This window comes from Paeniglutamicibacter sp., assembly GCF_046714615.1.
Lineage (GTDB): Bacteria > Actinomycetota > Actinomycetes > Actinomycetales > Micrococcaceae > Paeniglutamicibacter.
This window is the reverse complement of the sequence record NZ_JBKKAP010000082.1, coordinates 58,094-70,871: the sequence shown is the minus strand read 5'-3', so window position 1 is coordinate 70,871 and position 12,778 is coordinate 58,094. Positions and strand designations below refer to the sequence as shown.

Annotated in this window: 9 protein-coding genes; 5 read left to right on the top strand and 4 right to left on the bottom strand. The window is 63.0% G+C overall.

The genetic code is table 11. The annotated features are described in order from the left end of the window. Nucleotides 1-16: 16 nt before the first annotated feature. Nucleotides 17-529 carry a hypothetical protein gene (locus ACLQ7E_RS09765; protein ID WP_411732388.1) on the bottom strand — a complete coding sequence of 171 codons (513 nt, stop codon included), beginning with the start codon at nucleotides 527-529 and terminating at the stop codon, nucleotides 17-19. A gap of 337 nt (nucleotides 530-866) precedes the next feature. On the opposite strand from ACLQ7E_RS09765, the gene ACLQ7E_RS09760 reads away from it, so the two are divergent. The 5 genes from ACLQ7E_RS09760 (at nucleotide 867) to ACLQ7E_RS09740 (ending at nucleotide 8,575) form a co-directional block, all read left to right on the top strand. Then, entirely contained in the window at nucleotides 867-2,708 is a 1,842-nt protein-coding gene (locus ACLQ7E_RS09760) for a glycosyltransferase (RefSeq protein ID WP_411732387.1), read from the top strand. A gap of 349 nt (nucleotides 2,709-3,057) precedes the next feature. After that, nucleotides 3,058-4,230, top strand: a complete 1,173-nt coding sequence (locus ACLQ7E_RS09755) for a CDP-glycerol glycerophosphotransferase family protein (RefSeq protein WP_411732386.1) — start codon at nucleotides 3,058-3,060, stop codon at nucleotides 4,228-4,230. A gap of 86 nt (nucleotides 4,231-4,316) precedes the next feature. Continuing rightward, nucleotides 4,317-5,756, top strand: coding sequence for a glycosyltransferase family 2 protein (locus tag ACLQ7E_RS09750; protein ID WP_411732385.1), 1,440 nt, complete (start codon nucleotides 4,317-4,319; stop codon nucleotides 5,754-5,756). 476 nt (nucleotides 5,757-6,232) lie between these two features. Beyond that, on the top strand, nucleotides 6,233-6,892 hold the full coding sequence (locus tag ACLQ7E_RS09745) for a hypothetical protein (protein ID WP_411732384.1): 660 nt from the start codon (nucleotides 6,233-6,235) through the stop codon (nucleotides 6,890-6,892). Nucleotides 6,893-6,919: 27 nt separating this feature from the next. Next, on the top strand, nucleotides 6,920-8,575 hold the full coding sequence (locus ACLQ7E_RS09740) for a cell wall-binding repeat-containing protein (protein WP_411732383.1): 1,656 nt from the start codon (nucleotides 6,920-6,922) through the stop codon (nucleotides 8,573-8,575). Nucleotides 8,576-8,725: 150 nt separating this feature from the next. Here ACLQ7E_RS09740 and ACLQ7E_RS09735 read toward each other — a convergent pair whose 3' ends face one another. From ACLQ7E_RS09735 to ACLQ7E_RS09725, 3 genes are all read right to left on the bottom strand, one after another. Beyond that, on the bottom strand, nucleotides 8,726-9,064 hold the full coding sequence (locus ACLQ7E_RS09735) for a P-II family nitrogen regulator (RefSeq protein WP_411732382.1): 339 nt from the start codon (nucleotides 9,062-9,064) through the stop codon (nucleotides 8,726-8,728). Further along, on the bottom strand, nucleotides 9,061-10,392 hold the full coding sequence (locus ACLQ7E_RS09730; protein WP_411732381.1) for an ammonium transporter: 1,332 nt from the start codon (nucleotides 10,390-10,392) through the stop codon (nucleotides 9,061-9,063). The genes ACLQ7E_RS09735 and ACLQ7E_RS09730 overlap by 4 nt, the downstream gene beginning before the upstream one ends. Before the next feature lie 230 nt (nucleotides 10,393-10,622). Next, entirely contained in the window at nucleotides 10,623-12,776 is a 2,154-nt protein-coding gene (locus ACLQ7E_RS09725; protein WP_411732380.1) for an acyltransferase family protein, read from the bottom strand. Nucleotides 12,777-12,778: the final 2 nt, after the last annotated feature.

Genomic DNA, 12,778 nt, shown 5'->3' with positions numbered 1-12,778 from the left:
TCAGACAGGTTGGCCCTTAGTCGCTTGGCCGGGCGCCCGTCGACGCGTCCCCGCATACCGCCTTCGGGGCATCGGGCGCCGATGCCTTCAGCAGCAGTGCGCTGCCTATCCCCCAGGCCAGACCGGCAACCAGGGCGACAATCGCCGTGGGCCAGCGCATCGGCGCTCCGGCGGAGGAAGCCCTGTCGAGCTGCCCCAGGGTTCCGGCCAGCATCATGCCGGCGGCCACGACCGCGCTGCCGGTGCAAACCCCGAGGAGCAGCGGCCCCGCCTCGGTCTTGCCGCGGCTGGGCGGCAACAGCCCAAGTGTCGCAATCCCGCACAGAACCACGATCGACAGAACACCGCCCCATACGGTCTGCGGCAGGCTCCCGGTTGCATCGGCGGATCCGCCCAGACCCCAGAGGTCGCCCAGCGGATCGGGAAGCCTACCGCGCAACAGCATCAGTCCCCCGACGTGAACGGCCAGGAGGACCACGGCGGTTCCCCAGGACAATTTCAGCAGCAGTTTCCGTGAATGCAATTTCATGCGTGCCCCTCCGAATGGTTCTTCCGGTATCGACTCGGTGAGGTGTCGATTGTCTCATTGTCCCTACACAGCCGCCGTTTCATCCGCCCGCGGCGCGGAACCGGGCATCGGTAGCAAGGACCGAGCACCGTGTCCGGGGAGGCGCAAGCGCCGGGATCCGAACGGCACTCACGGCCACAACGCAAGCGGCCGCCGGCCGCCGGCCGCCCCCAGGTTCCCTGCGCAAAGGCCCAATACCGGCCAATGGTGCGCATTTGCTGGAAGCTCCAAGGCTCACGGGCTATGGTGGCCCCATCGAGACTCCGAAACCGATCCTCGCATTAAGGAGAACCTTTCGATGCAACATGTCCCCGGGACCGACTTCCCGGGCTGGCTTCCCAGCCGGCCCGCAAATCCCCGGCAATCAACCAGGCCTGTACTCATGGTCACCTGGTCAGTCAGGGAAAGCTTCGGCGGGATGACTGCAATGTGCCTCAAGCGTGCCGGAATGTTCCACGAACGCGGCGTTCCCAGCGCCGTGGTGACTTTCGATGCAAACCCCGGGCTTGAAGAACTTCGCACCACACTGGTGGAAACCGGAAGGCTCCAGCCCGAGGTCCCGTTGCTGAACCTTCACGACTTTTATGCCAAGTATTCTCCGGAATTATCCCCTAAGAAGCCCAAGACGTGGGTGCGCTCTCTCGATTGGGTGGAAAGCGGCAGGACCCACAATTCGGGAGACGACTCCCTCTTCTACGTCGATTACCTGATGCCGAACCGGGAGACAGCCGCACTGCGCGAATACCACCGGCGCGACGGCACGGTGTACCTTGTCGATTCAACTCTTCCCGCCGACGTCGATGCGCAGGAGGCCTCGCGCACCTTGAAGCTGGTGGCCCCGGATGGCAGCGTCGCCGCCACACTCGGCAGCCCCGCCAAGCTCTACCGCCGCTTCCTCAGCGATCTGGTGGACCGGTCACCCGCTGATGTCGTCATCGACAGCAAATACTCGGCAGGGTTCCTCTGGGGCTGGAAGCATCCGGCCGCCGTGAAGTTCGTGAACTTCCACAGCACCCACGTGGCTGCCGGGCAGGACCCGCTAACGGGAAAGCTTTCCACCGCCCACCAAAAGATCATCCAAAACCGCGATGCCTGGGACGGAATCACCTTCCTGACAGAATCACAGCGCACAGCTTTCGTGCAGCGCTTCGGGGATACATCCAACACCGTGGTGATCAGCAACCCGGTCGACGGCCCGGCTGCCCTGCCGGCATGTGCTGCCCGCAGACCAAACTCCGTTCTCCACATCGGGCGTTTCACCCAGGGCAAGAACATCGGCGACGTGCTGGAGATCGTCAAGAAGGTCTCTCTGGGAGGAACTCCGGTCCATCTGGATCTCGTGGGTGACGGCGAGCAGCGCCCGGTGTTGGAGGCAAGGGTGCGCGAACTCGGTGCCGAGGATCTGGTGACGTTTCACGGGCACGTCGATGACGTGGACCAACGGCTCGATCGGGCCCGCGTCCTGTTGCTGTGCAGCAAGTTCGAGGGCCAGTCGCTGGCGATCCTCGAGGCCCAGGCGCACGGTTGCGTGCCCGTGGCCTACGACGTTGATTTTGGTCCCCGCGACATGATCGAGAACCCGCGCAATGGATTCCTGGTCCCGTTCGGTGAGCAAGACGCCGCCGTCCGGGCCGTGACCCGCCTGTTGGCGGACGGCTCCCTGTGCGAGGAGATGTCCAGCCAAGCATTCCAAGACGCAAAGAAGTACCGCAGTGACTTGATTTTCGAGCAGTGGATGGAGGCCCTGGAGATGGCCCGAACGAAGAAGGCCGACCGTGACGCCTTGGCCGCAGCCGGGGTGCGGATTGCGGGGATCACGTTCCATCCGGACGGCGCCTTGGACCTGGCGGTGGATGTGGAGGCGGGCGCGGCAAACCTGACCGGACTGTGGCTGGAAAGCAGCCAACGCGGCATCCCGGACACCGGCCGGCGTGAAATCGAGCACCACCGTGAGAGCGACGGGATCTACCATTTCCGGCTGCCTGCCGACCTTCGGGCGCAACAACCTGCCGGGGATGCCTTGGACCTGAACCTTGTCCTTGGCATTGGTTCATTGACCCGCACCATCAGGCTGGGCGCAAGCCCCCGGATGCAGAGCACGCCATACTTCACTGTCTACGGCAACCTAAGCCTGAAGTAAGCGGCCAAAAATTCCTCCTGTTACCCGGATCGCCCGAGATGAGTAACCCGGTGGCAGTGAATCCTCGATGGCGGCGTTGCAGACCTGTTGTTGACCGGAGCATTGACGGATCATGGGGACCATAAAGCCCATCGCCATGGTTTGCACAGTTGGGCGTGACACCGTGTTGAGGCAAGTAACTCGACATGAAGGCCCGGGCGCCGGGCAACGTTCCGACTGCCACGAGAGCAAGGAACTACGAAAGTAGCTGATGCAAATGAAAGACTGGCTGGGCCAACAACTCAAAGCCGCAATAACCTCCAAACCCGGAGTCAAAACGCGTAGATGGCTCGGGATGGGAAGCGCGCAGGTGGCCAACCACGAAATGGATCACATTCCGGTGGCCGGCGACGTGGTGGTCTATTTCAGCGACGTCGTAAACAAGGCCTACCAGCTTGAGCAGTGGTTGCCCACCCTTGAAAAACTCGATGAAACCCGTCGCGTGGTCTTGGTATTTCGCAAGATTCCGACGATGCGCCACTTCCGCAAGTTGACCGACCTCCCCAAGATCTATGTGCGACGCCTTGACGATCTGGTGAATTTCTACGACTTCAACAATTTCAAGCTGTGCCTATACGTCAATAACGGCGTGGCGAATTTCCAGTCGCTGAGCGTGTCAACTCCCGTGCATGTCCACATCAACCACGGCGAAAGCGACAAGCTCTCCATGGTCTCGAACCAAGCCAAGGCGTACGACAGGATCTTTGTGGCGGGCCCCGCGGCAATCGAGCGGCACCGCGCAGTGCTGATGGACTTCGACCTCGACCGGCTGATCAGCATCGGGCGGCCACAGCTGGATACGCATTTTGAATCCGTGCTGCCGGCGTTCCCCGGCCGGACCATCATGTACGCGCCCACATGGGAGGGCGAAAACGACGCAAACAACTACACCTCCATGGATCTCTTCGGCGAGGGAATCATTGAGTCGCTGGTGGCCTTGCCGAATACACGGGTCATCTACAAGCCCCATCCACGGATCACCACGTCCACTACCCCGGCGATCGCCGCTGCCCATGAGCGCATTCGCGGGATCCTCGAGGAGCACAACGCCGCCGGCTCCACTCACCTGACCGCCGAGACCCAGAACATCCTCGCGCTCTTCAACGACGTGGATGCCTTGATCACTGACGTCTCGAGCGTGGGCCTTGACTACCTGTACCTGCACCCTGAGAAACCGCTGATTCTCACCGACCGGCGCGACGACCTCGAGAAACTCAACCGCGAGGTGCCCGTCAGCCGCGCCTGCCCGGTCATCTGTGAAACGACCCGGGAAGAGATTCTTCCCGGCCTGGCGGCTCTGCTCGATTCCTCCGGGACCGAGCAACGACTACACATGCGCAGCTTCTATTTCGGGGATCGCGTGCGGGGATCCTCGACTGGCTCGTTCATTGAGGCGGTGGGCAAGTTGATCGATGAGCGTGCCGTGCTCCTGCGCTACTATGAGTTCCACGGCCAGGGCGTGGATTCGGGGGAAATCGACTAAGCGAACCATGGGGCCGGACTATCCGCCGCCATCCCTTGAAGGGGCTTGGCCGGCATACCCATGACGCACCCACCGGAAGGCAGGCAATGGACTACGCCACGGCTCGGAGATCCCTGCGACGCAGGCTGGCCAAGATCGCGGCTAGGATGCGCCAGCGACGGATCCGGGAAAAGGACACCGGTCCCAGCGCCAGCGCGGACACTGCGCGGGTCGCAGTCATCATCCCGGTGTTCAATTCGATGCCGTACCTGAAGGAACTTCTGGATTCCCTGGAGGCCCAGGACCTGGATCCGAAGCTGTTTGAGGTGGTCGCCGTGGACGACGGTTCCACCGACGGCGGCGGCAAACTACTTGATGCCTACGCCGCAAGGCTGCCCAATATGCGGCTCATCCGCCAGCACAACAGCGGTTGGCCCGGAAAGCCGCGCAACGTCGGAATCGATGCAAGCCGATCCGACTATGTATTCTTCTGCGACTCCGACGACCTGTTGGGCCCGGAGGCGCTGCGCAGGATGATTGAATTCGCCGATGCGCATGAAGTTGATGTGCTGGCACCGAAGCTGGTCGGCATCGGCGGCCGACGCGTTGGTGCGGCGCTTTTTGCCTCCACGGCCATCGATGCCCCGCTCCGAACGATCCTTGCAACCCTCTCCCCGCAGAAAATGATCCGCCGCGAGCTGCTCGAGGAGCACGGACTCCGCTTCCCCGAGGGCCGGGTCAGGCTCGAGGACGGCATGCTGCTCACCCGGTGCTACCTGGTCTCTCGCCGCAATTCGATCCTCGCCGACTACGACTACTACTTCATTCGCACGCGCCAGGTGGGCACCAACATCAGCAGCGGCCGGCCCGAGCCCGAAAGTTTCACGGAGTCGGTGTCAACAATTGCCCGCATCATCAAGGAAGGGCACCCCGATCCCGCGTTTGCGGACCAATTGGTGCTTGACCTATACCGGCGCAAGGCGCTTCGCTTCTATGTCCCCAGGCGCTACCGGGCCATGTCGGCCGACCGGCAACGCCGCTGGGTGACGGCACACGCACAATTCGTGCGGGACCATATCCCCGAAGAACTCGAGGCGGACTTGGGCTTCCCCTTCCTGCAGCGATCCCGGCTGGTGCGGAACGAAAATGCGGCCGGGTTGCTGCAGCTGGCCAAGACCGAGGGACAATTGACTGCGGATTGCCGGGCCACTCCGCCCAACCCCAACGGACTGGAGCTGAGGTTCGGGCTGCAGCCGTCTGCGGAATTCGAGTCGGTACACCTGCTGGTCCAGTCCCGGGGAAGCGGAGCATCTCTGTCCCTTGACCTCCGGCCAGACGGCCAGGAGTACGTCCTGGACCTGCCGGCCCAGAAGTTCGCAGGCTTGGAAAAAGTCGTGGCTGACCTCTTCGTGCAATTGGAAATTGACGGCGTCCAGGGTCCACTGCGGCGCGTGTTGGCCCCTGAGACCGGCATGCCGCTGGAACTGGACGGCACACGTATCTACGCCACGGTCAATGGGAACCTCAGCATCGATCGGCGCCGCTGACCGCAGGCTCGGTCCGCTGTCTGCCTGCCCATTGCCAGCGCGTCGTAGCATGACATTGCCGGCCCGGCACGAACGGCCGCAGCCCAGCTGGTTGGGCTTTCCGTAACTGATCCTGCTTTCGGAGGCGTGCCAAAACAGTTCTTCATTCGGCGCGCATGACGCAAGCGGGTCCTCCCGGCGGGGTTGGCGGTTTGGCACGCAGGTTTTCAGGCCGAAGGACTCGCCGCGGCAGGTGCCAAAGTCCTGTCCACCGATGGTCTGTCGTTGGGTGTGCGCGTTCCTGGATCGGGCGTTCGACTGCCCCGTCGCACCGCAGACCAGCCGTCTCGCACCCGAACCCGGAAACGGGATCCAACCAAGGTCACAACGGCGAAAGCCGCCGGGTACGGCGCGCTCCCCGGGCCGGAAATGCCCAGTTTTGTATACTGGCCATCGCGCTGCCCGAAGAAACGCCCCCAAACCCCCAAAGGACCCCCATGCCGGATTTCCGGTCGCCACTGCCCCGTTTGTTCGCTCTTTCCCTCGCTGCAGCGATGGTCGTTCCCCTTGCGGTGGCCGGTCCGGCCGCGGCAACCCCGGCTACAGACAACGTGGCCGGCACCGCCACGTCCCGCACGCCCGACCAGAAGCCGGCACCGGGATCGGACGCCGCCACGTTGCTCGAATCGGCACTCAAACCGGCCACGAAAGACCTCGCCGTCCCGGAAATCGATCCTGGTGCAGCCACCGTGGCCGCCGAAGAGATCCGTACCGAACTCAAGTCCGGGGACAAAATCACCGGACCCGAGCGCGTCGCGCTGTCCGAGCAGGCACTCACGGCCGTGGGAATCGAGGCCCTTGATGCGCAGCTCGGCCAGGGCCAGCGACGCATCGATGAATCCGGCGACCCGAAGGCCCCGACCCTGGAGGAACTGGAGTCCCTGGCCACCGCCACCGAGGAACTGGCCGAAGCGGCGCCCCAACAGTCCGAGGCCCCAACGCCGGAGCCCGGCCAGTCCGCCCAGACGAGCCCCCCTGCAGCCGCAGGGCCACCTGAACCCGGAACTGCCTTCACGGCCGACACGGCCGCACAGACCACCACCGGGACGGCCTTCGAGGCCACCCTCGCCGGCGTCTCGGTTCCCGCCTCGCTGTAGGACCTGCGCACCTGGCGGCCGCCGGGCGTGCTCGGCATCGACGTCGCCCACCACCAGGGCGACGTGGACTGGTCCTACGCATGGGGCAAGGGTGCGCGATTCGCCTACATCAAGGCAACCCAGTCCTGGCCCACCACACTCTTCAAGGATCCCAAGTTCGCGCAGAACTACACCGGCTCCGCCAACCAGGGATTGATGCGCGGCGCCTACCACTTCGCCATGCCTGCCCACTCCTCCGGTGCCACCCAGGCCCAGCAATTCCTGGCCAACGGCGGCGGCTGGTCCGCCGACGGCAAGACTCTCCCGCCCCTGCTGGACATCGAGTGGAACCCGTATTCCGCCGACACCTACGGCGCGGGCAAGGGCGACGCTTGCTATGGCATGACGCCGACCCAGCTTGTCACCTGGATCAGCGACTTCGGCAACACCATCAAGACGGCGACCGGACGCCTGCCCATGATCTACACGGCCCGGTCCTGGTGGGACGACTGCACCGGCGACTCCACCGCCTTCAAGAGCTGGCCGCTGCACGTCTCGGCGTTTCCCACCGCCGAGGTCCCCAAGAACCCGCGCGAGCTGCCCGAGGGCTGGACGACCTTCAACATCTGGCAGTATGCCTCCAACGCCGATTTGATCGGCTCGGACAAGAACGTGGACGCGGACATCTGGAACGGCGACCTGGCCTCACTGCGCGACTTCGCGCGCAACAGGCGCTCGACCCCGTACCGGTTGATCACCGACTACCTCGGCGACAACGACGAGACGCCCACCCGACTGGCCCCGGTCCGGCTCTACGGGGCGACCCTGTACGACACCCCCGTGTCGATCTCGCGGCGGACCTTCCCGTCCACCACCTCGACCGTGGTGGTCGCCTCCGGAGAGAATTTCCCCGACGCGCTGGCGGGATCCCCGTTGGCCACCTTGAAGAACGCGCCGTTGTTGCTGATCAAGAAGGGGTCGATACCGACCTCGGTCACCGCCGAACTGCAACGTCTGAAGCCCACGAGCATCCTGGTGCTCGGCGGCCCAATCGCCGTCAGCGACGCCACGGTCTCAAAGCTGAAGGCCTTTGGTCCGGTCACCCGGGTCTGGGGCAACTCGCTATATGACACCAGCTCGAAGATCGCCACGAACTGGGCCACCGCACCCACGGTCTTCCTGGCAACCGGTGAACGGTTCGAGGATGCCATGTCGCTGGCCGCGGTGGCCGCAGGGCGCAAGGCACCGATGTTGCTGACCCGGCAGTCCTCCGTCCCGGCCACCACGCTGAACCAGCTCAAGCGGCTGAAGCCGAGCCGCGTGTACCTGGCCGGCGGCCCACTGTCCATCTCCGCCGCGGCCGAGGCGCAGGTGCGCCAGGCGGTCCCGAACGCGACGGTGGTCCGCTACGGGGGCAGGACGCTCTATGACACCAGCGCGATGATAGCCAAGGCGTTCTGGTCCCGCGGCTCGCAGCGCCAGTTCATCGCCACCGGAACCCGCTTCCCCGATGGGCTGACCGGGGCGGTCGCTGCCGGCTACAACGGGGCTCCGTTGCTGCTGGCCACGCAGAGCTGCCTGCCGGCCTCCGTGTCCAACGCCCTGGTCTCGATGAAGGGCTGGACGAACGTGCTGCTCGGCGGGCCGCTGGTGCTGGACTCCACGGTCGCCTACCGATCCGACGGCAAGCCGAACGTCTGCTGACACCGGCCTCCGCCACTGGATGCAAGGAACTGGGAGGCAGTGGGTTTTTGGTCCATGGCCAAGACTTGTTTTCCTCCCCCACCTACGGAAAAAGCCCCAACCGATGGTTGGGGCTTTTTCCGTCGACGCTCAATACTGGAGCTTCCTCTTCTAGACCGCGGCCATGCCGCGTTCTCCGGTTCGGACCCGGATCACTTCCTCGATGTTGGTGACCCAGATCTTCCCGTCCCCGGCACTGCCGGTGTTCGCGGTGGAGATCAGGACGTCAAGGATGTCGTCGCAAGTACTCTCTTCCACCAGGATTTCAAGGCGTACCTTGGGGAGCAGGTCGACCGTGTATTCGGCTCCGCGGTAGACCTGGGTGTGGCCGCGCTGACGGCCGTAGCCGCTGGCCTGGCTGATGGTCATTCCCTGGACTCCGTAGGTTTCAAGCGCTTCGCGGATCTCGTCGGTTTTTTCGGGCCGGATGATGGCTGTCACGAGTTTCATGCTTGGATTCCTTCCTTGACTCGGGCCGCATCCTTGTCGGTTGCGGTGGACTTCAGGTGTGCGGAGGTGGCCGGGTGCGGAACGAAGGTTCCGCCGGTGCCCAGGCCGCCGAACTCGTAGCCGGTTTCGGCGTGCTGCATCAGGTCGATGCCGGCGATTTCCTCTTCGGCGGTGATGCGGAAGCCCATGAACTTGTGGATCGCCAGGCCGATGATGGTGGTCATGATGGCCGTGAAGACCATGACCACGACGCAGGCAACGATTTGGGCCCAGAGTTGGGCGAGTCCGCCGCCGTAGAACAGGCCGCCGCCTTCACCGTCAACGGGAACGGCGATGAAGCCCAGGGCGAGGGTGCCGATGATGCCCGAAACCAGGTGCACGCCGACCACGTCGAGGGAGTCGTCGTAACCCCAGCGGTACTTCAGGCCCACGGCCAGGGCGGAGGCAACGCCCGCGATGAGGCCAAGGCCAATGGCAGCGACCGGGCTGATGTTGGCACAGGCTGGGGTGATGGCAACCAGGCCTGCAACGATGCCGGATGCAGCTCCAAGGGAGGTGCTGTGTCCGTCGCGGATGCGTTCAACCACGAGCCAGCCCAGTAGCGCGGCGGAGGGTGCAGCGAGGGTGTTGATCCAAATCAGGCCAGCCTCTTCGGCGGTGCTTGCCGCGCCGCCGTTGAACCCGAACCAGCCGAACCAGAGCAGTGCGGCACCAAGCATGACGAAGGGGATGTTGTGCGGGCGCTGGCTGGGATCCTTGGCAAAGCCGCGGCGCTTGCCAACGATGAGTGCGAGGATCAGGCCTGCCACACCGGCATTGATGTGGACCACGGTGCCACCGGCGAAGTCAATGGCTTCCCCGACGACCGAGCCGATGGCTCCCTCTTCTCCGAGGATTCCGCCGCCCCAGACCCAAAAGGCAATCGGAGCGTAGACGAGGGTTACCCAAACGGGGACGAAAACCATCCAGGCGCTGAACTTGGCTCGGTCGGCAATGGCGCCCGAAATCAGTGCAACGGTGATGATCGCGAAGGTCGCTCCGTAACCGGCGGCAATGAAGCCATCGGTGCCGAGCATTGATCCCATCCCGAAACCGTCAGCAGGATTTCCAAACAAGCCAGCGACGTTTGCGCCGCCACCCGATATGGAGTTGCCCCAAAGCACCCACACCACTGTCACCAATGCGATGGCCGAAAAGCTCATCATCATCATGTTCAGTACGCTTTTGGCCCGGGTCATTCCACCGTAGAAGAATGCCACTGCCGGGGTCATCAGCAGGACGAGTGCGGCACACACCATCATCCACACTTGAGTCGTTGTTAGCTCCATGTCTAACGCCTCCCTGAATCGTTTGCGAGTGTTTCTCGTCTGATTCAAGAATCCCTTGGCGGTGTTACGCCCAGCACGGCCAACCATTTCGTGGTGGTTACCGAATCGTCCCGCACGTAAAAGGCGGGTGTCACTCATATTTCGGTGTTGTTTCCTAGACCTTGGCGGCATGGCAACGGCGGCCACGAAAATACCGTGGCCGCCGTTGTCAGATCCCTTTTTCCCAAATGTTAAAGACTGGGTACCGCGTCAATGATCTTTTTTTCCAACTGATCCGCGAGCGAACGGGCAAACGTGGCGGTCAGGTGGGATGCATCGAAGTAAGGAACAACGGAACCAATGACTGCGGGACACGTATCTTCGTTACAGAAGTACTCCGTCATGTCTATCGTGCTCACAAAGGGCAAGTTGCTTTCCTGTGCCGCCGTGGCAAGAGGGTCCAAGGACTTCCATGATTTGGGAGTTCCCGAACAATCCTGCATCGGGTCACTGCTGCCTGCCAGGCAATCAGGAACGTTGTCCACCGTGTTGCCCGGGAATGGTGAGTCGCGAAGCACCACGATGGGGGCGTCGGCCGACTCCCAATCCGAAAGATAGCTGGCGTAGCCGGCTTCGGCGGGCTTTTCGGTGTTTTTCAGGTCATATCCCTGCACCGGCAAACCTTGTCGGTTTGAGGTGATGATGAGATCGAACTTCCCTCCCGCCGTTTGTTCCTTGACCCAACGCCCGTACTCGATACAACCATCGGCCTTCTTCTGGGAATCAAGGGCAATCGGGGCATCCGTTGGTGCGCAAATTGATGCAACATAGGTGGTGATGGTCCACCCGCGACGATCAGCAATTTCGGTGAGCGCCGGCAGCCACTGTCCCGCATGTGAATTGCCCGTGAGCGCAACCTGGGTCTTGCCGTCTCCATAGGTACAGACCGGCCGCTCACTAAAGTCCCCGTTGGCCCAGCAATCATCCGCATAGGCCTGGGACTTGTCGTTCTTGGCTGCTGCAGGCGAGGGAACCATCGGGGAGGCGCTCGTATTGGTGCAGGAATTCACCATTGCTGCGGCACCAAAACAGTCAACACCGACCTGTGCCTGTACGCGCTGGATCTCGGTGGCCAGCTTGTCCCCGGTTTCCTCGTTGCTGGAACCGGCGTTGATCATGACGGTTCCGAGGAGACCCAACACCACGGTCCCGACCAACAGGAACCTTCCACCGGTCAGGATCTTGCTGGTGTCCAGGCGGGCACGGAAACGATCTTCCACGTATCGCTTGGAGAGCATCGAAAGGACGATTGTTGCCGCGATGATGGCGGCCTTGTCCAGCAACCCGAGGTCACCGCTGTAGAACGGCAAAAACACGATGAGCGGCCAATGCCACAGGTAGATGGAGTACGAGTGGTCACCCAGGAATCGTGCCACCGGATGGCTCAGCAGGCCATTTGGCGACTGCACATGGGAGGCATTGGCCCAGATGACAAGGGCGGTTCCGATGACCGGCAAGGCTGCTGCATAACCGGGGAACGCGGTGGCACCGCTGAAGGTGACACCGGCATACGCTATCGCCAGCAATCCGGTCCAGGCGAGGATTGCGTTGAACCTCGACCGTTGCAGCGCCAAGGTGGCCGGCGGAATCACCGCGGCCAGTGCACCGATGGCAAGTTCCCATGCACGGGTGAAGGTGGAGAAATACGCGACGCCCGGCTCCGTGACCGTGGACACCGAGGAAAAGACCAAGGACGCGGCAACTATCAAACCAATGCCGGTCGCAACCACCAGCGTGCGGTTCTTGCGCAGCATGACTGCAAGGCCCACCAGCGCGGCGATGACCACCGGCCAGAAAAGGTAGAACTGCTCTTCAACGGACAACGACCAAAAGTGCTGCACCGCCGAGACTGCATTATCCGCCGCAAGATAATCCACGCTGGTTGACGCCAGGCGCCAGTTCTGCACGTAGAAGGTCGAGGCAACGACCTGCGTGGCCCATTCCTTCCACACCGTAACCGGTGCAAACAGTGGAATGGCAGCCAGCGTCACACCCAAGACCAGGAACGAGGCAGGCAGCAGACGCTTGACTCGCCTCATCCAAAAGGTAACCAAATCGGACCACGATTTCGGCGGGCGCTTCATCAAGTGCGAGGTGATCAGGAATCCGGAGATCACGAAGAAGACGTCGACGCCGATGAAGCCACCGGTCAGCCCGTGCGGCCACAAATGATAGACAACGACCAGCGAGACCGCGATCGCGCGGAGTCCCTGGATGTCGCCACGGAAGGCCTTGGGCTTGCCTGGCTTGTTGCTCCCGGGCGACCAGGGCTCCGCACCGTCACCGCGTGGATCGCCAAAATGCCGGCCCTTGACGAGGGCCGTTGCCTGGGTATCTTGAGTCATGT